Source organism: Mycobacterium sp. pW045, from assembly GCF_041287085.1.
Classification (GTDB): Bacteria; Actinomycetota; Actinomycetes; order Mycobacteriales; family Mycobacteriaceae; genus Mycobacterium; species Mycobacterium algericum_A.
This window is the reverse complement of record NZ_JBGGKU010000009.1, coordinates 40,000-58,023: the sequence shown is the minus strand read 5'-3', so window position 1 is coordinate 58,023 and position 18,024 is coordinate 40,000. Positions and strand designations below refer to the sequence as shown.

The following is an 18,024-nucleotide window of genomic DNA, read 5'->3' as shown; positions in this document are numbered from 1 at the left end:
CGATGTCCAGCCAGCGTGAGCTCAGCTCCAAGGGCCGTCAGACGCGCCAGGCCATCGAGCAGGCCGCCCGGGAGCTGTTCGCAGAGCGCGGCTTTCACGGCACCACGCTTGCCGACATCACGTCGGCGGCCGGCAAGTCCACAGCGGTGCTCTACCGGTATTTCCAGGACAAAGAGGACCTGCTGGCCGCACTGGCGGAGTCATTCCTGTCCGACGTCGTCGAGCCTTCCCGGCTGAAGATGCGGTTGCCCGACTCCCCGCAGGACACCGAGTTCTTTACGTCGGTAGTGGGCGCCTACTGGTCCATGTTCAAGCAGAACATCGGGATCATGATCGCCGTCGCCCAGCTCGCGGCCACTAACCAACGATTCGCGGTGCTGCAGAACGAATTCCGCCGGTTCGGCATGGAGACCGTCGCCGCCTCGATTCGGTGCGCCCAGCAACAGGGGCACGGCCTCGACCTCGACCCCGACCACATCGCGGCAGCGATCGCGCTGCTGTTCGAGAACTTCACCGTCGTCTTCGTCGGCCCCTCCGGACCGGGCTGGCGAATCAGCGACCGCGATGCCATCGCGACGCTGTCGACGATCTGGAGGAAGACCCTGTACGGCCGCTGAACACGGAGGACTTGCCATGGATTTCACACTGCCCGAACACCTTCCGGCGCTGCTCGCCGAAATGGATGACTTCATCGAGCGTGAGATCGCGCCGCTGCAGGCCGAGAACATGCAGTACTTCGACCACCGCCGGGAGTTCGCCCGCACCGACGTGGAGAACGGCGGCATCCCGAACCGGGACTGGGAGGACCTACTGGCCGAGATGCGCCGCCGCGCCGACGCCGCCGGTTGGCTGCGCTACGGGCTGCCGTCGTCGCTGGGCGGCCGGGACGGCAGCAACGTCGATATGGCGGTGATCCGGGAGCACTTGGCGCACAAGGGGCTCGGTTTGCACAACGACCTGCAGGACGAATCCTCGATTGTCGGCAACTTCCCGCAGGTCATCATGATGGAGCGGTTCGGCACCGATGAGCAGCGCCGGGACTGGTCGGAGGCCCTGATCACCGGTGAGCGGTCGATGGCGTTCGGGCTGACCGAACCCGACCACGGCTCGGATGCGACCTGGCTGGAGACCCGCGCCGAACCCGCCGACGGCGGCTGGGTGATCAACGGCGCCAAGCGGTTCAACACCGGAGTGCACCGCGCCACCCACGACCTGATCTTCGCACGCACCTCCGGCGAGGCCGGCTCGGCGCGTGGCATCACCGCCTTCCTGGTTCCCACCGATACGCCGGGGTTCCGCGTCCCGTTCTACTGGTGGACGTTCAACATGCCCAGCGACCACGGCGAGGTCGAACTCACCGACGTGCGGGTGCCCGCCGATGCGGTGCTCGGCGAGGTGGACCGCGGCCTGGAGGTCGCCCAGACCTTCCTGCACGAGAACCGGATCCGCCAGGCGGCCTCCAGTCTGGGCGCGGCCCAGTACTGCATCGACCGGGCCGCCGAATACGCCACCCAGCGCGTGGTATTCGGCAAGCCGCTATCGGTCAACCAGGCTGTGCAGTGGCCACTGGCCGAACTGCAGACCGAGGCCCAGATGGTTCGGCTGCTAGTGAACTATGCGGCCTGGCACCTCGACCGCGACCACCACCTGGAGGTCTCCGACAAGGTGTCGATGGCCAACTACCGTGCCAACCGGCTGGTGTGCGAGGCCGCCGACCGTGCCATCCAGACCTTCGGCGGGATCGGCTACACCCGCCATGAACCGTTCGAGCACATCTACCGGCATCATCGCCGCTACCGGATCACCGAGGGCGCCGAGGAGATCCAGATTCGGCGGGTCGCGCAGCGACTGTTCGGGTTCGACCGTCGCCGATGACCGCCGACCACCTGGCCGAACGGCTTTCGACGGTGCTGGCCCCGGTGCTGGGCCCGGTGACCGTCGAGGGCCTGCGCGCGCTGACCGGCGGAGCCAGCCGGGTCACCTGGGCGTTCGACGCCGTCGGCGGCTCGGGGCGCCGCGCACTGATCCTGCGTACCGGCCCGCCCGATGAGGTCCACGCCAGCATGGAACTGGAAGCGCACGCCCAGCGCGCTGCGCGCACCGCCGGGGCTCCGGTACCGACCGTCCTTATCGCCGACAATTCTCCAGCGGCACTGGGCAATCCGTTTCTGATCTGCGATGAGATCGCGGGTGAGACGGTGGTCCGGCGCATCGAACGTCAGCTCGATGACCCCGGGCGTGAGGCCCTGTTGCGGCAATGCGCGCAGGCACTGGCCGCCATCCATCGCGCCGATCCGGCCGGTATGGCGCTGCGCGACGAGGACCAACTCGCCGCCTGCCGCGCCCAGCTGGACGCCATGCACGACACCACCGCCGTCTTCGAGTGGGCGTTTCGGTGGCTGGCCGCCCACCGGCCGCCGCCGGCGCAGCCGCAGCTGGTGCACGGCGACTTCCGGATGGGCAACCTGATCGTCGACGGCGCCGACCTGGCGGCGGTGCTGGACTGGGAGCTGGTGCATCTGGGCGACGGCTGCGAGGACCTGGCCTGGTTCTGCCAACGGGCCTGGCGCTTCGGCGCCCCGCCCGAGCGTGCCGCCGGCGGGCTCGGCAGCATCGACGCCTTCCTGACCGCCTACCAGCAGGCCTCCGGCACGGCGGTCGACCGCCGGCGGTTCGAGTGGTGGCTGGTGCTGGGCACGCTGCGGTGGGGCATCATCTGCCGCTACCAGGCCGAACGGCACCTGAGCGGGCAGACCCGCTCGGTGGAGCTGGCGACCATCGGCCGGCGGGTCTCCGAAACCGAATGGGACCTGCTGGGCCTGCTCGCTCACGCGCCCGGCGATACCCGCTCCTCGGCGCCGCTAGCGCAAGCCGGGCCGCCAGCACCGGGCGCGACCGGCCGGCGGCCGAGCGCCGCCGAGCTCGTCACCGCGGTCGCCGAGTTCCTCGACGGCGATGTCCGCGCCGCCACCGACGGCCAGGTCAACTTCCACGCCCGGGTCGCCGCCAACGCGCTGCGCATCGTCGAACGGGAGTTGCGCGACACCGCCGCCGGCGCCGCGACGCACGCCCTGTCCGGACTGGGTTTCACCGACGAGGCCGGCCTGGCCGCCGCCATCCGGGCCGGTGACCTCGACGACAGATCCGACGCGGTCGAAGCCTGTCTCTACACGCTGGTGCGCCACCGACTCTCGATCGACCACCCCGGCTACGATCGTTGAAGCGTTAGAGTCACTGCGCGACAGTCACTTCGGTGGTCGTCGCGCAAACCCGCTCTATCGGCACCGTACGAGCAGTAGCATTCCCAACGTGTCTGACTCCACGCCTTCCTCCCAAGCGCTGCGGATCCTGGTCTACAGCGACGATGCCGCTACCCGCGCGCGGGTCATGACCGCGTTGGGCAAGCACCTGCACCCGGATCTACCGGAGCTGAGCTATGTCGAAGTAGCGACGGAACCGGTGGTGATCCGGCAGATGGACGCCGGCGGCATCGACCTCGCCATCCTGGACGGGGAGGCCACCCCGGCCGGCGGGATGGGCATCTGCAAACAGCTCAAGGATGAGCTCACCCCCTGCCCGCCAATCGTGGTGCTGACCGGCCGCGCAGACGACGTATGGCTGGCGAGATGGTCCCACGCCGACGGCGTGCTGCCGCACCCGGTGGACCCGATGGCGCTGAGCCGCCAGGTACTGGGGCTGCTGCGTACCCCGACACGCGGTTAATGCGGCGGTCCCAGCTTCACCTCTCCTGCGTCGAGCCTCGCTGAACCCCCGGGGTTGATGCGGCGGTCCCAGCTTCGCCTCTCCTTCGTCGAGCCTCGCTGAACCGCCGGGTTGACACGGCGGCCCCCGCCCGGCGAAACCGCCGGGTTAGGGCAGCCTCAGAAGCGAATTGCCCTGTGGCCGTTGGTCGCTGATGGTGATGCCGGTCACAGTTGCCGACAATTTCACATTCTTCGCGACCTCCCGGTTGCCGCGGGCTAGGCTGTGCCTGAACTCACAATCGACGCCCGGAAGGGAACCACGTCACTGAGCATGAACCAGTATCTGCCGATCCTCGCGCTCGCCGCGCTCGCCGCCGGTTTTGCCGTGTTCTCCGTGGTCGCCGGGGCGCTGGCCGGCCCGTCGCGCTACAACCGGTCGAAGCTGGAGGCCTACGAGTGCGGCATCGAACCCACCGACCAGCCGGTCAGCGGACCGCATGCCCCGCCTGGGCAGCGCTTCCCGGTGAAGTACTACCTGACCGCGATGCTGTTCATCGTCTTCGACATCGAGATCGTTTTCCTCTATCCCTGGGCGGTCGCTTTCGACGGCCTCGGGGTGTTCGCCCTGATCGAGATGTTGCTGTTCGCCGCCGTCGTCTTCGTCGCGTATGCCTACGTCTGGCGGCGCGGCGGCCTCAATTGGGATTGATTTGGAGTAGGCGGGCTTATCGATGGGATTAGAAGAGCAACTACCGAGCGGTCTCCTGTTGTCCACCGTGGAGGACCTCGCCGGTTATTTCCGCAAAGGCTCGCTGTGGCCAGCCACCTTCGGCCTGGCGTGTTGCGCGATCGAGATGATGTCGTCGATGGCGCCCGACTACGACATCTCCCGGTTCGGCATGGAGGTGTTCCGGGCGTCGCCGCGACAGGCCGATCTGATGATCGTGGCCGGCCGCGTCAGCCAGAAGATGGCACCGGTGCTGCGGCAGATCTACGACCAGATGGTCGAGCCGAAATGGGTGCTGTCGATGGGCGTGTGCGCATCCTCAGGCGGGATGTTCAACAACTACGCGATCGTGCAGGGGGTGGACCATGTCGTCCCGGTCGACATCTACCTGCCCGGCTGCCCGCCGCGGCCGGAGATGCTGATGTACGCAATCCTCAAGCTGCACGAGAAGATTCGCGATATGCCGTTGGGCGCCAACCGGGAGCAGGTGATCACTGCCACCGAAGAGGCGGCCCTGTCGGCCCCATCCACCTGGCAGATGAGGGGGTTGCTGCGGTGAGCCAGGGCACTGCCGACGGTGACGGCCCGGCCGACTCCGAGGATGTGATCAAGGTCCGTCGCGGACTGTTCGGCGCGGCCGGCCCCGGTGACACGTCGGGGTACGGAGGTCTGGTCAGCGAGGCGGCGCTGCCGGGCGAGACACCGCGGCCCTACGGCGGCTACTTCGACGAAGTCGTGGATACCCTCACCGCGGTGCTGCAGCGCGACGGGATCGAATTCGCCGATGCCGTCGAGAAAGTGGTGGTGTACCGCGGCGAGCTGACGTTGTATGTCCATCGGGCACAGTTGCCGGCGGTCGCCCAGTTGCTGCGCGACGAGCCGGCCCTGCGATTCGAACTGAGCCTCGGGGTGTCCGGCGTGCACTACCCCGCCGACACCGACCGTGAGCTGCACGCCATCTACCCGCTGCGGTCCATCACCCACGGACGGCGGATCCGGCTGGAAGTCGCTGCGCCGGATGCCGATCCGCACATCCCGTCGCTGTACGGGGTCTATCCCACCACCGACTGGCACGAGCGCGAGACCTATGACTTCTTCGGGATCATCTTCGACGGCCACCCCGCGCTGACCCGGATCGAGATGCCCGACGACTGGCACGGCCACCCGCAACGCAAGGACTACCCGTTGGGCGGCATCCCGGTCGAGTACAAGGGCGCGCAGATACCGCCGCCGGACCAGCGGAGGGCCTACAACTGATGAGCACCGAGACACCCCGGACCGTCCTGAACGTCGGCGGCCAGGAATGGGACCAGGTGGTCGAAGCGGCCCGGGCCGCCGACCCCGGCGAACGGATCGTCGTCAACATGGGCCCGCAGCATCCGTCGACGCACGGTGTGCTGCGCCTGATCCTCGAACTCGACGGCGAGACGGTCACCGAAGCCCGTTGCGGCATCGGCTATCTGCACACCGGCATCGAGAAGAACCTGGAGAGCCGTTACTGGACCCAGGGCGTCACTTTCGTGACCCGGATGGACTACCTGTCGCCGTTCTTCAACGAGGTCGCCTACTGCCTCGGGGTAGAGAAGCTGCTCGACGTCACCGACGAGATCCCGCAACGTGTCAGCCAGATCCGAGTACTGATGATGGAACTCAACCGGATCTCCTCGCATCTGGTTGCGCTGGCAACCGGCGGCATGGAACTCGGCGCGCTGTCGGTGATGCTGTTCGGCTTCCGGGAACGCGAACTGGTGCTCGACATCTTCGAGACCATCACCGGACTGCGGATGAACCACCAGTACATCCGGCCCGGCGGAGTCTCGGTGGACCTGCCTGACGAGGCGATCGGCCAGATCCGCGACTTTCTCACGCTGATGCCCAAGCGGCTCAAGGACATCGAAGACCTGCTCACCGATAACTACATCTGGAAGGCCCGCACCAAGGGGGTGGGCTACCTGGATCTGACCGGATGCATGGCGCTGGGCATCACCGGCCCGGTGCTGAGGTCCACCGGCCTGCCGTACGACGTCCGCCGCGAAGAGCCGTACTGCGGCTACCAGGACTACGAGTTCGATGTGATCACCGATGACGGCTGTGATGCCTACGGCCGCTACCTGATCCGCATCGCGGAGATCAAGGAGTCGCTGAAAATCGTCGAGCAGTGTGTGGAGAAGTTGGTCAAGTCGCACGGCGATCCCGTCATGATCGAAGACCGCAAGATCGCCTGGCCGGGCGACCTGACGATAGGCCCGGACGGGCAGGGTAACTCGCGCGAGCACATCGGCTGGATCATGGGCCACTCGATGGAGGGGCTGATCCACCACTTCAAGCGGGTCACCGAGGATCTGTGGGTGCCGCCCGGGCAGGTGTTCGTCTCGGTCGAGTCGCCGCGCGGCGAGCTGGGGGTGCACATGGTCAGCGACGGCGGCACCCGGCCCTACCGGGTGCACTACCGAGACCCGTCGTTCACCAACCTGCAGGCGGTCGCCGCGATGAGCGAAGGCGCACTCATCGCCGACGTGATCGCCGCGGTCGCCAGCATCGACCCGGTGATGGGCGGGGTGGACCGGTGAGCGAAACGGACGGCCTGGAAAGAAAAGTGATCAACAAGACCGGGCGTGGCCGGCTGATGCCGCCGACCGCCGGGACCGACGGCAACCGGGTGTTCCTGCAGCTGGGCCGGCCACCGGAGGAACCGAACCAGTTCAACCACCCCGATGCGCCGCGCAGCTACTCCGATGAGGTGCGCGCGCGCCTGGAGGCCGACGCCAAGGAGATCATCGGTCGCTACCCGCAGCCACGCTCGGCGATCCTGCCGCTGCTGCACCTGGTGCAGGCCGAGGACTCCTACATCACCCCGGCCGGTCTGTCATTCGTGGCCGACGTGCTCGGGTTGACCGGCGCCGACGTCGCCGGCGTCGCCTCGTTCTACTCGATGTACCGGCGCAAGCCGACCGGCGAATACCTGGTGGGCGTGTGCACCAACACGCTGTGCGCGGTGATGGGCGGCGACGCCATCTACGACACGCTCAAGGAGCATCTGGACGTCGACGACGCGCAGACCACCGCCGACGGCAAGGTCACGCTGGAGCGCATCGAGTGCAACGCCGCCTGCGACTGCGCCCCGGTGGTGATGGTCAACTGGGAGTTCTTCGACCAGCAGACCCCGGAGTCGGCGCGCGATCTGACCGATGCGCTGCGCTCCGGTGGTGAGGTGCGGCCCAGCCGCGGGCTGCCGCTGACCAGTTTCCGCGAAACCGCCCGGGTGCTGGCCGGATTCGCCGACGATCGTCCCGACGACGGCCAGGGCGGCCCGGCCGGGCCGACACTGGCCGGGCTGCGCTTCGCCCACGAGCACGGCATGGCCGCTCCGGAAACCGACGCCGACGGGAGCGGACAGTGACTTCCCCACCGAGCCGCGCCACCGCGGCGACGCCGCTGACCCCGGTGTTGAGCAGCTACTGGGACGACCCCGAATCCTGGACGCTGGAAACCTATCGTCGCCACGGCGGCTACCAGGGCATGCAGCGGGCGCTGGCCATGGCTCCCGATGATGTCATCGAGCTGGTCAAGGATTCCGGGCTGCGCGGCCGCGGCGGTGCCGGATTCTCCACCGGGACCAAGTGGTCGTTCGTCCCGCAGGGCACCGACGGCGCGGGCGCCAAACCGCACTATCTGCTGGTCAACGCCGATGAATCCGAGCCCGGTACCTGCAAGGACATCCCGCTGCTGCTGGCGACGCCGCACGTGCTCATCGAGGGCATGATCATCTGCAGCCACGCGATCCGCGCCCGTCACGCCTTCATCTATGTGCGCGGCGAGGTGCTGCCGATCCTGCGCCGACTGCACAACGCGGTGGCCGAGGCGTACGCGGCGGGGCTGCTGGGCACCGACATCGGCGGCACCGGCTTCGACCTCGACATCACCGTGCACGCCGGGGCGGGCGCCTACATCTGCGGCGAGGAGACCGCGCTGATCGACTCGCTGGAGGGCTACCGGGGTCAGCCCCGGCTGCGCCCGCCCTTCCCGGCGGTCGCCGGGCTGTACGCCTCCCCGACGGTGGTCAACAACGTCGAATCCATTGCCAGCGTGCCGTCGATTCTGCGTAACGGGGCGGACTGGTTCCGGTCGATGGGCACCGAGAAGTCCCGCGGTTACACGCTGTATTCGCTGTCCGGGCACGTGAATCGGCCCGGCCAGTACGAGGCTCCGCTCGGCATCACGCTGCGCGAACTGCTGGAGTACGCCGGCGGGATTCGCGACGGTAACCGGCTGAAGTTCTGGACGCCCGGCGGGTCGTCGACCCCGCTGCTGACCGATCAACATCTCGACATCCCGCTGGACTACGAGGGTATGGCGTCGGCCGGTTCGATGTTGGGCACCAAAGCGTTACAGATCTTCGATGAGACCACCTGCGTGGTGCGCGCGGCCCGGCGCTGGTCGGAGTTCTACAAGCACGAGTCCTGCGGTAAGTGCACGCCCTGCCGGGAGGGCACCTATTGGCTGGTGCCGATCTACGAGCGGCTGGAGACCGGCCGCGGCACACCCGAAGACCTCGACACCTTGCTGGACATCGCTGACGTGCTGTTCGGAAAATCCTTCTGCGCGTTGGGGGATGGCGCTGCGATGCCGGTGCAGTCGTCGATCGAGTACTTCCGTGACGAATACATCGCCCACCTTGACGGGGGCTGTCCGTTCGACCCGAAAGCGAGCATGTTCGTGCCTAACGGATCCGACGGCGGTGCGGCATGACCGGGCCCGACCGTCAGGAGAACCCGGAGTCGGTGACCTTCACCATCGACGATCAGCAGGTCACGGTGCCCAAGGGCACCCTGATCATCCGGGCCGCCGAGCAACTGGGGATCGAGATCCCCCGGTTCTGCGATCACCCGCTGCTGGACCCGGTCGCCTGGTGCCGGCAGTGCATGGTCGAGGTGGAGGGCCAGCGCAAGCCGCAGCCCTCCTGCGCGGTGGCCGCAGCCGAGGGCATGGTGGTGCGCACCCAACACACCTCCGCCGAAGCCGACCGAGCCCAGCACCTGGTGATGGAACTGCTGCTGATCAACCACCCGCTGGACTGCCCGACCTGCGACAAGGGCGGTGAATGCCCGCTGCAGAACCAGGCGATGGCCCACGGCCGCACCGAGACCCGCTTCGAAGAGGCCAAACGGACCTACCCCAAGCCGATCAACATCTCCTCGCAGGTGCTGCTGGACCGTGATCGCTGCATTCTGTGTGCGCGCTGCACCCGGTTCGCCGACGAGATCGCCGGGGACAAGTTCATCGAGATGATGGACCGCGGCGCCCTGCAGCAGGTCGCCATCTACACCGAGACGCCGTTCGACTCCTACTTCTCCGGCAACACCGTGCAGATCTGCCCGGTGGGCGCGCTGACGGGCGCCTCATACCGGTTCCGGGCCCGCCCGTTCGACCTGGTGTCGACGCCCAGCGTCTGCGAGCACTGCGCGTCCGGGTGCGCCCAGCGCACCGACCACCGGCGCGGCAAGGTGATGCGCCGGATGGCCGGCGACGACCCGGACGTCAACGAAGAGTGGAACTGCGACAAGGGGCGCTGGGCGTTCACCTACGCCGTCCAGCCCGACCGGATCAGCACGCCGCTGGTGCGCGACGACAGCGGCGAGCTGGTCTCCACCTCGTGGCCGCATGCGCTGGCAATAGCGGCGCGGGGTCTGGCCGCGGCGCGCGAACGCACCGGCGTGCTGGTGGGCGGCCGGGTGACCGCCGAGGACGCCTATGGGTACGCCAAGTTCACCCGGGTGGCGCTGCGCGGCGATGACATCGACTTCCGGGCGCGTACCCAGTCCGCCGAGGAAGCCGCGTTCCTGGCCGCGCGGGTGGCCGGGAGCGGAATCGGCGTGAGCTACGCCGACCTGGAAACCGCTGCAACGGTGCTGCTGGTCGGCCTGGAGCCCGAGGAAGAGTCGCCGATCATCTTCCTGCGGCTGCGCAAGGCCGCCCGCAAGAAGGGCGCCGGCGTGTTCGCCATCGCGCCGTTCGCCGACCGCGCACTGACCAAGATGTTCGGCACCCTGCTGCCGACCGTTCCGGGCGGCGAAGCGGCTGCGCTGGACGGCATCATCGACGGCTCCGGCCATGCCGAGCTCAGCGAGCGGCTGCGCCAACCCGGTGCGGTGGTGCTGGTCGGCGAGCGGCTGGCGGGCTCCCCCGGCGCGCTGTCCGCCGCGGTTCGGCTGGCCGAGGCGACCGGGGCGCGACTGGCATGGGTACCGCGGCGCGCCGGGGAGCGCGGCGCGCTCGACAGCGGCGCCCTGGCGGGCCTGCTGCCGGGCGGACGCCCACTCGGCGATGCATCCGCACGGGCCGAGGTGGCACGGGCCTGGGGGCTGGCCGGCCCCGACGAGCTGCCGTCCCGGCCCGGGCGTGACACCGACGCCATCCTGGCGGCTGCCGCCGACGGGACACTGGGGGCGCTGCTGGTCGGCGGGATCGAGCCCGGTGACCTGGCCGACCCGGCCGCCGCGCTGGCCGCCCTGGACGCGGTCGGATTCCTGGTCAGCATCGAGTTGCGGCACAGCGAGGTCACCGAACGCGCCGACGTGGTGCTGCCGATCGCCGCGGCGGTCGAGAAGACCGGCACCTACCTCAACTGGGAGGGCCGGCCCCGTCGGTTCGGCGCCGCACTGGATGAGCGCGGCACCTTGTCCGACGTGCGGGTGCTCGACGCGCTCGCCGAGGAGATGGGCATTGACCTCGGGCTTCCCACCGTGGCGGCGGCGCGCGAGGAGCTGACCCGGTTGGGCGCCTGGAACGGCGAACGCGTGGCCTCCCCCGACGTGGCGGCGGGCCGGCCCGGGCAGCCGGGCTCCGGTGAGGCCGTGCTGGCCAGCTGGCGCATGCTGCTCGACAACGGGCTGATGCAGGCCGGCGAGCCGAACCTTGCCGGCACCGCCCGCAAACCGGTGGCGCGGCTGTCGGCGCCGACCGCCACCGAGATCGGTGTCGCGGCCGGCGATCAGATCACGGTCGGCACCGAGCACGGAGCAATCACCCTGCCGCTGGTCATCACCGAGATGCCGGACCGGGTGGTGTGGCTGCCGATGAATTCGTCTGACTCAGCGGTGCACCGCGATCTCGGCGTCGGCCCGGGCGCGGTGGTACGGATTGGACGCAGATCATGAGCATTCCCTGGTGGCTGGTGCTGGCCAAAGTGCTGGCCGTCTTCGCATTCCTGGTACTGACAGTGCTGTTCGCGATCGTCATCGAACGAAAGGTGCTGGCGCGCATGCAGATGCGCCCCGGCCCCAACCGGGTCGGGCCGAAGGGCTGGCTGCAGAGCCTCGCCGACGGCATCAAGCTGGCCCTCAAGGAGGACATCGTCCCCGCCGGCGTCGACCGGGCGATCTACGTGATGGCTCCGGTCATCTCGACGGTCCCGGCGATCACCGCGTTCGCGGTGATCCCGTTCGGTCCGGAAGTCAGCATCTTGGGCCATCGCACCGATCTGCAACTGGCAGACCTGCCGATCGCGGTGTTGTTCATCTTGGCGATGTCCTCGATCGGGGTGTACGGCATCATCCTGGCCGGCTGGTCATCCGGGTCGCCGTACCCGCTGTTGGGCGGCATCCGCTCCACCGCGCAGGTGATCTCCTACGAAGTCGCGATGGGCTTGTCGTTCGCGTCGGTGTTCCTCTACGCCGGCACGATGTCCACCTCGAGCATCGTGGCCGCCCAGGACGGGATCTGGTTCGCGTTCCTGCTGCTGCCGTCGTTCATGGTCTATCTGACCGCGATGGTCGGTGAGACCAACCGGGCGCCATTCGATCTGCCCGAAGCCGAGGGCGAGCTCGTCGGCGGATTCCACACCGAGTACTCGTCATTGAAGTTCGCGCTGTTCTTCCTGGCCGAATACATCAACATCACCACGGTTTCGGCGTTGGCCGTCACGTTGTTCTTCGGCGGCTGGCACGCGCCGTTCCCGCTGAACCTGTGGGCCGGCGCCAACCAGGGATGGTGGCCGCTGCTGTGGTTCACCGCCAAGGTGTGGGGATTCATCTTCATGTACATCTGGCTGCGCGCCACCCTGCCCCGGCTGCGGTACGACCAGTTCATGGCGCTGGGCTGGAAGATCCTGATCCCGGTGGCGCTGCTGTGGGTGCTGCTCGCGGCGGTGATGCGCAGCCTGGGCAACGAGGGCTACCAGCACTGGGAGGCGGTGCTGATCGCTATCAGCACACTCACCACGCTGCTGGTGGTGGCGGTGTTGCACCGCCGCTTCAACGCGGTGAACACCGGGCCGGACGAGCCCGCGCCGGTCGTCGCATCCGAAGGTTCTTTTCCGACACCACCGCTGCCGCAGCGAAATTCACCGCGGGTCAAGGAGGATGTCAATGGCTAAGCTCAGAGACGCGCTCGCCGGGTTCGGCGTCACCTGGCGAACGATGTTCAAGCGGCCGATCAATGACGGCTACCCGGAGCAGAAGAAGCCGACGGCGCGGCGCTATCACGGCCGCCACCAGCTCAACCGGCATCCGGACGGGTTGGAGAAGTGCATCGGCTGCGAACTGTGCGCGTGGGCATGTCCGGCCGATGCCATCTACGTGGAGGCCGCCGACAACACCGACGACGAACGCTTCTCGCCCGGCGAACGCTACGGCCGGGTTTACCAGATCAACTATCTGCGCTGCATCGGCTGCGGACTGTGCATCGAAGCCTGCCCGACGCGCGCGCTGACCATGACCAACGAGTACGAGATGGCCGCGGACAACCGGGCCGATCTGATCTTGGAACGTCACCAGCTGCTGGCGCCGCTGGAGCCCGGCATGACCGCACCGCCGCACCCGATGCCGCCGGGCGCCACCGAGAAGGACTACTACCTGGGCAGGGTCGGCCCGGATGGGCTCGATGAGAACCCGGACCTGTTCGTCATGCTGGACCGGAAGAAGCAGGGCAAAGCCTGATGGACGCCGCACTGCTTGCCTCCGACATCGTCGTCCGCACCTCCACCGGGGAGGCGGTGACCTTCTGGGTCCTCGGCGCCCTGGCCCTGGTCGGCGCCGTCGGTGTCGTCACCGCCGCCAAAGCGGTGTATTCGGCACTGTTCCTGGCGATGACGATGCTCTCCCTGGCCGTTTTCTACTTCGTCCAGGACGCGATGTTCCTCGGCGTGGTGCAGATCGTGGTCTACACCGGCGCGGTGATGATGCTGTTCCTGTTCGTGATGATGCTGATCGGGGTCGACTCCGCCGAGTCATTGGTGGAGACGCTGCGCGGCCAGCGGATCGCCTCGACCCTCGCCGGGATCGGTTTCGGGGTGCTGCTGATCGCCGGGATCGGCGGCGCGACGATGCACCTGCGCGGAATCGGCGCCCCGGCCACCGGCGGCTCGGGCGACTCCGGCATGGTGGGCCAGGGCAACGTCGAGGGGCTGGCGGCGCTGATCTTCACCCGCTACCTCTGGGCCTTCGAACTCACCAGTGCGCTGCTGATCACCGCGGTGGTCGCGGCCATGGTGTTGACGCATCGCGAGCGGCTGCAACCGCGGCTGACGCAGCGGGAGCTGTCCATCCTGCGCTTCCGATCCGGCAACCGCCCCACCCCGCTGCCGACGCCGGGCGTCTACGCCCGCCACAACGCCGTCGACATCGCCGCGCGACTGCCCGACGGCTCCTACTCGGAGCTGTCGGTGTCGGACACCTTGCAGCACCGCTGGGTCGGCGCCACCGGCAACGCGGTCCACGCCGACGACGATGCTGCGGAGCGGCGGATGGCTCCGGCGAGCAACGGGGAGGAGTCAGGCCAGTGAACCCGGAGAACTATCTCTACCTGTCGGCGATGCTGTTCACCCTCGGCGCCACCGGAGTGATGTTGCGCCGCAACGCGTTGGTGATGTTCATGTGCGTCGAGCTGATGCTCAACGCCGCCAACCTGGCGTTCGTCACCTTCGCCCGGCTGCACTCGGAGCTCGACGGCCAGATGGTGGCCTTCTTCACCATGGTCGTCGCCGCCTGCGAGGTGGTTATCGGCCTGGCCATCATCATGACGATCTTCCGGGCCCGGCGATCCGTGTCGGTCGACGACGCGAACTTACTGCGCGGCTAGGAGTTGGGAAGCTCTATGACGAATCTGAGCCAGCTGAGCTGGCTGCTGGTGGCCCTGCCGGCGGCCGGCGCGTTGATCCTGCTGCTCGGCGGGCGACGGACCGACCGCTGGGGACACCTGCTGGCCTGTGCCGCCGTGCTCTGTTCGTTCGGGATCGGGCTGGCGCTGCTGGCCGAGATGCTGGGCCGGAGCGGCGAGGACCGGGCGATTCACAGCCACCTGTTCAGCTGGGTGCCGGTCGGTGCGCTGCAGGTCGACTTCGGGATCCTGATCGATCAGCTGTCGATCTGCTTCGTGTTGCTGATCAGTGGGGTGGGCGCGCTGATCCACATCTACTCGATCGGCTACATGAAGGACGACCCCGACCGCCGGAGGTTCTTCGCCTACCTGAACCTGTTCGTCGCGGCGATGCTGCTGCTGGTCGTCGCCGACAACTACCTGGGCCTCTACGTGGGCTGGGAAGGTGTCGGCCTGGCGTCCTACCTGCTGATCGGATTCTGGTACGCGCGGCCGGTCGCGGCGGCGGCCGGCAAGAAGGCGTTCGTGTCCAACCGGGTCGGCGACATCGGGCTGTCGCTGGCCATGTTCGCGATGTTCGCCGGCTTCGGCACGCTGTCGTTCGATGGGCTGTTCGGCGCGGTCGAAGCGGCCGGGTCCAGCGGGTGGACTACCGCCATCGGGTTGCTGCTGTTGCTGGGAGCGTGCGCCAAGTCCGCGCAGGTTCCGCTGCAGGCCTGGTTGTTCGACGCGATGGAAGGCCCCACCCCGGTGTCGGCGCTGATCCACGCCGCCACCATGGTGACCGCCGGGGTGTACCTGATCGTGCGGTCCGGCCCGGTGTTCGACCTGTCCGCCGACGCGCGGCTGGCGGTCGTGGTGGTCGGTGCGATCACGCTGCTGTTCGGTGCGATCATCGGCTGCGCCAAAGACGACATCAAGCGGGCGCTGGCCGCCTCCACCGTCAGCCAGATCGGCTACATGGTGCTGGCCGCGGGGCTCGGCCCAGCCGGCTACGCCGTCGCGATCATGCACCTACTCACCCACGGTTTCTTCAAGGCCGGACTGTTCCTGGGCTCGGGCTCGGTGATGCACGGGATGAACGACGAACAGGACATGCGCCGCTACGGCGCGCTGCGTGCCTTCATGCCGGTGACGTTCGTGACGTTCGGCCTGTGCTATCTGGCGATCATCGGGGTGCCACCGTTCGCCGGTTATTGGTCCAAAGACGCGATCATCGAGGCCGCGCTGGCAACCGGCGGGACGCGCGGCTGGCTCTTGGGCGCGGTGACCATCCTGGGTGCCGGCATCACCGCGTTCTACATGACCCGGGTGATGCTGATGACATTCGGCGGTGAGCGTCGCTGGGCGGCGGACGAGAGCGAGGTGAGCCACGAACGGGCGCTGCAACATCCGCACGAGTCCCCGCGGGTGATGACCTGGCCGATGATCGTGCTGGCCGTCGGCGCCGTGTTCTCCGGAGCCGCGCTGGCCATCGGCGGTCGCCTCGAACACTGGCTGGAACCGGTGGTGACCGGGGCCGCGGCGGCCGGCCACGAAGCGGCGCATCTCATCCCGGCCTGGCTCACCGGCGCCATCACGCTGGGGGTCGTGCTGGTCGGGGTGGCGGTGGCCTACCGCATGTACGGCCGTAAGCCGATACCCATCACCGCGCCCACCGACGTGTCGCCCCTGACGGTGGCGGCCCGCCAGTATCTCTACGGCGATGCCTTCAACGAGGAGGTGTTCATGCGTCCGGGTAACCGACTGGCGCAAGCCCTGGTCGACGTCGACGACCGGGTGGTGGACGGTTCGGTCAACGCCGGAGCCGGGCTGGTCGCGCTCGCATCGCTTCTGGTGCGGCGCTTGCAGACCGGGTTCGTGCGCTCCTATGCGCTGACCATGCTGGCCGGCGCCGTGCTGGTCGTCGCGGTAGTCCTGGCGGTGCAACTGTGAACATGAACCTGCCCTGGCTGAGCCTGCTGTGGTTGGTGCCACTAGTGGGCGCCGGCGCCGTGATCGTGCTGCCGGCCGGAGCGGCACGACTGGCGAAGCTGACCGGCCTGCTGGTGAGCCTGGTGACGCTGGCGATAGCGGTGGTGATCACCGTCGAGTTCGACACCACCCCGGTCGCCGCCCCGTACCAGTTCGTCGAATCCCATGCCTGGATACCGGCTTTCGGGGCGCGCTACACGCTCGGTGTCGACGGTATCGCGGTGGTGCTGGCGTTGCTGACCGCCGGGCTGGTGCCGCTGCTGATGCTTGCCGGCTGGAACGATGGCGAGGGTAAGCGTCGCCGCGGCCCGCACGCCTTCGCCGCACTCACCCTGGCCGTCGAGGCGATGGTGCTGATCTCGCTGGTCTCGCTGGACGTACTGCTGTTCTACGTCTTCTTCGAGGCGATGCTGATCCCGATGTACTTCATGATCGGCGGCTTCGGCAACGGCGCCAAGCGTTCCCAAGCGGCATTGAAGTTCCTGCTGTACAACCTGTTCGGCGGCCTGATCATGCTGGCCGCGGTGATCGGCGTGTACATGGTGAGCGCCCGGGAGGGCACCTCGGGCGGCACCTTCGATTTCCGCGAACTCGTCTCGTTGTTCTCGTCCGCCACCACCACGGTGGATCCGGGCGTGCTCAAACTGCTGTTCGCCGGCTTCATGTTCGCGTTCGCGGTCAAGGCGCCACTGTGGCCGCTGCACCGGTGGTTGCCCGACGCCGCGGTGGAATCCACCCCGGCCACCGCGGTGCTGATGATGGCGGTCATGGACAAGGTGGGGACCTTCGGCATGCTGCGCTACTGCCTGCAGTTGTTCCCCGACGCCTCAACGTATTTCCGCCCCGCCATCATCGTGCTGGCGGTGATCGGGGTGGTCTACGGGGCGATGGTGGCGATCGGCCAGCGCGACATCATGCGGCTGATCGCCTACACGTCGATCTCACACTTCGGCTTCATCATCCTGGGGATCTTCGTGATGACCAGCCAGGGCCAGAGCGGTTCGACGCTGTACATGCTCAACCACGGGTTGTCGACCGCGGCGCTGTTCCTGATCGCCGGGTTCCTGATCTCCCGGCGCGGCGGCACCCGGGCGATCGCCGACTACGGCGGCGTGCAGAAGGTGGCCCCGGTGATGGCCGGTACCTTCATGGTCGCGGCGATGGCCACCCTGTCGCTGCCCGGGCTGGCCCCCTTCATCAGCGAATTCCTGGTATTGGTGGGCACCTTCAACCGCTACTGGCTGGCGGCGGCCGTCGGCAGCACCGCGCTGGTGCTGTCGTCGATCTACATGTTGTGGCTGTATCAGCGGGTGATGACCGGCCCGGTCACCGCGGGTAACGAACGCATCCGAGATCTGGTACCCCGCGAGCTCGTCGTCGTCGCGCCGTTGATCGCGTTGCTGGTGTTCTTGGGCTTCTACCCGAAACCGGTGCTCGACATCATCAATCCGGGCGTCGCGCACACCTTGACCACGATCGGTGAGACCGACCCGGCACCGCTGACCGCTGAGGGGGCGCACTGAC

At 68.0% G+C, this 18,024-nt stretch carries 17 protein-coding genes; all 17 read left to right on the top strand.

What is annotated here, in order from left to right; all coding sequences use genetic code 11:
- The first annotated feature begins 2 nt into the window (after positions 1–2).
- The 17 genes from ACAG20_RS15335 (at position 3) to ACAG20_RS15255 (ending at position 18,023) form a co-directional block, all read left to right on the top strand.
- Entirely contained in the window at positions 3–617 is a 615-nt protein-coding gene (locus tag ACAG20_RS15335; protein WP_370493176.1) for a TetR/AcrR family transcriptional regulator, read from the top strand.
- A gap of 16 nt (positions 618–633) precedes the next feature.
- A complete protein-coding gene (locus ACAG20_RS15330; RefSeq protein WP_370493175.1) occupies positions 634–1,875 on the top strand; it encodes an acyl-CoA dehydrogenase family protein in 1,242 nt (413 codons plus the stop codon).
- The gene (locus ACAG20_RS15325; RefSeq protein WP_370493174.1) at positions 1,872–3,221 is read left to right on the top strand and encodes a phosphotransferase family protein; all 1,350 of its coding nucleotides are present in this window, start codon (positions 1,872–1,874) and stop codon (positions 3,219–3,221) included. The genes ACAG20_RS15330 and ACAG20_RS15325 overlap by 4 nt, the downstream gene beginning before the upstream one ends.
- Positions 3,222–3,309: 88 nt before the next feature.
- Positions 3,310–3,723: a hypothetical protein gene (locus tag ACAG20_RS15320; RefSeq protein ID WP_370493173.1), complete on the top strand. Its 414-nt coding sequence runs from the start codon at positions 3,310–3,312 to the stop codon at positions 3,721–3,723.
- Between the two features lie 312 nt (positions 3,724–4,035).
- Entirely contained in the window at positions 4,036–4,413 is a 378-nt protein-coding gene (locus tag ACAG20_RS15315) for an NADH-quinone oxidoreductase subunit A (RefSeq protein WP_013829788.1), read from the top strand.
- A 22-nt stretch (positions 4,414–4,435) separates the two neighbouring features.
- Positions 4,436–4,990: an NADH-quinone oxidoreductase subunit B family protein gene (locus ACAG20_RS15310; protein ID WP_013829789.1), complete on the top strand. Its 555-nt coding sequence runs from the start codon at positions 4,436–4,438 to the stop codon at positions 4,988–4,990.
- Positions 4,987–5,688, top strand: coding sequence for an NADH-quinone oxidoreductase subunit C (locus ACAG20_RS15305; protein ID WP_370493172.1), 702 nt, complete (start codon positions 4,987–4,989; stop codon positions 5,686–5,688). Before ACAG20_RS15310 ends, ACAG20_RS15305 begins: the two co-directional genes overlap by 4 nt.
- Positions 5,688–7,001 carry an NADH dehydrogenase (quinone) subunit D gene (gene nuoD, locus ACAG20_RS15300; RefSeq protein WP_370493171.1) on the top strand — a complete coding sequence of 438 codons (1,314 nt, stop codon included), beginning with the start codon at positions 5,688–5,690 and terminating at the stop codon, positions 6,999–7,001. Before ACAG20_RS15305 ends, nuoD begins: the two co-directional genes overlap by 1 nt.
- 56 nt (positions 7,002–7,057) lie before the next feature.
- The gene (gene nuoE, locus ACAG20_RS15295) at positions 7,058–7,831 is read left to right on the top strand and encodes an NADH-quinone oxidoreductase subunit NuoE (protein WP_370493281.1); all 774 of its coding nucleotides are present in this window, start codon (positions 7,058–7,060) and stop codon (positions 7,829–7,831) included.
- A complete protein-coding gene (gene nuoF, locus ACAG20_RS15290; RefSeq protein ID WP_112688706.1) occupies positions 7,828–9,180 on the top strand; it encodes an NADH-quinone oxidoreductase subunit NuoF in 1,353 nt (450 codons plus the stop codon). Before nuoE ends, nuoF begins: the two co-directional genes overlap by 4 nt.
- The gene (locus ACAG20_RS15285; protein ID WP_370493170.1) at positions 9,177–11,588 is read left to right on the top strand and encodes an NADH-quinone oxidoreductase subunit G; all 2,412 of its coding nucleotides are present in this window, start codon (positions 9,177–9,179) and stop codon (positions 11,586–11,588) included. Before nuoF ends, ACAG20_RS15285 begins: the two co-directional genes overlap by 4 nt.
- Positions 11,585–12,805, top strand: coding sequence for an NADH-quinone oxidoreductase subunit NuoH (gene nuoH, locus ACAG20_RS15280; protein WP_370493169.1), 1,221 nt, complete (start codon positions 11,585–11,587; stop codon positions 12,803–12,805). Before ACAG20_RS15285 ends, nuoH begins: the two co-directional genes overlap by 4 nt.
- Positions 12,792–13,367 (top strand): NADH-quinone oxidoreductase subunit NuoI, encoded by a 576-nt coding sequence (gene nuoI / locus ACAG20_RS15275; RefSeq protein WP_370493168.1) that lies wholly within the window; start codon positions 12,792–12,794, stop codon positions 13,365–13,367. The genes nuoH and nuoI overlap by 14 nt, the downstream gene beginning before the upstream one ends.
- Positions 13,367–14,212, top strand: coding sequence for an NADH-quinone oxidoreductase subunit J (locus ACAG20_RS15270; protein ID WP_370493167.1), 846 nt, complete (start codon positions 13,367–13,369; stop codon positions 14,210–14,212). Before nuoI ends, ACAG20_RS15270 begins: the two co-directional genes overlap by 1 nt.
- A complete protein-coding gene (nuoK, locus tag ACAG20_RS15265; protein WP_065025215.1) occupies positions 14,209–14,508 on the top strand; it encodes an NADH-quinone oxidoreductase subunit NuoK in 300 nt (99 codons plus the stop codon). Before ACAG20_RS15270 ends, nuoK begins: the two co-directional genes overlap by 4 nt.
- 15 nt (positions 14,509–14,523) lie before the next feature.
- The gene (gene nuoL, locus ACAG20_RS15260; RefSeq protein ID WP_370493166.1) at positions 14,524–16,461 is read left to right on the top strand and encodes an NADH-quinone oxidoreductase subunit L; all 1,938 of its coding nucleotides are present in this window, start codon (positions 14,524–14,526) and stop codon (positions 16,459–16,461) included.
- Between the two features lie 2 nt (positions 16,462–16,463).
- Positions 16,464–18,023, top strand: coding sequence for an NADH-quinone oxidoreductase subunit M (locus tag ACAG20_RS15255; RefSeq protein ID WP_041318400.1), 1,560 nt, complete (start codon positions 16,464–16,466; stop codon positions 18,021–18,023).
- The last annotated feature ends 1 nt before the right edge of the window (position 18,024 follow it).

What these genes read in the sequence shown, in the direction of transcription:
- ACAG20_RS15310 (WP_013829789.1), top strand. Translation starts at nt 4,436, where the DNA reads ATGGGATTAGAAGAGCAACTACCGAGCGGTCTCCTGTTGTCCACCGTG.
- ACAG20_RS15270 (WP_370493167.1), top strand. Translation starts at nt 13,367, where the DNA reads ATGGACGCCGCACTGCTTGCCTCCGACATCGTCGTCCGCACCTCCACC.
- nuoE (WP_370493281.1), top strand. Translation starts at nt 7,058, where the DNA reads ATGCCGCCGACCGCCGGGACCGACGGCAACCGGGTGTTCCTGCAGCTG.
- ACAG20_RS15315 (WP_013829788.1), top strand. Translation starts at nt 4,036, where the DNA reads ATGAACCAGTATCTGCCGATCCTCGCGCTCGCCGCGCTCGCCGCCGGT.
- nuoH (WP_370493169.1), top strand. Translation starts at nt 11,585, where the DNA reads ATGAGCATTCCCTGGTGGCTGGTGCTGGCCAAAGTGCTGGCCGTCTTC.
- nuoD (WP_370493171.1), top strand. Translation starts at nt 5,688, where the DNA reads ATGAGCACCGAGACACCCCGGACCGTCCTGAACGTCGGCGGCCAGGAA.
- ACAG20_RS15330 (WP_370493175.1), top strand. Translation starts at nt 634, where the DNA reads ATGGATTTCACACTGCCCGAACACCTTCCGGCGCTGCTCGCCGAAATG.
- ACAG20_RS15255 (WP_041318400.1), top strand. Translation starts at nt 16,464, where the DNA reads ATGAACCTGCCCTGGCTGAGCCTGCTGTGGTTGGTGCCACTAGTGGGC.
- ACAG20_RS15285 (WP_370493170.1), top strand. Translation starts at nt 9,177, where the DNA reads ATGACCGGGCCCGACCGTCAGGAGAACCCGGAGTCGGTGACCTTCACC.
- ACAG20_RS15335 (WP_370493176.1), top strand. Translation starts at nt 3, where the DNA reads ATGTCCAGCCAGCGTGAGCTCAGCTCCAAGGGCCGTCAGACGCGCCAG.
- nuoI (WP_370493168.1), top strand. Translation starts at nt 12,792, where the DNA reads ATGTCAATGGCTAAGCTCAGAGACGCGCTCGCCGGGTTCGGCGTCACC.
- ACAG20_RS15325 (WP_370493174.1), top strand. Translation starts at nt 1,872, where the DNA reads ATGACCGCCGACCACCTGGCCGAACGGCTTTCGACGGTGCTGGCCCCG.
- nuoL (WP_370493166.1), top strand. Translation starts at nt 14,524, where the DNA reads ATGACGAATCTGAGCCAGCTGAGCTGGCTGCTGGTGGCCCTGCCGGCG.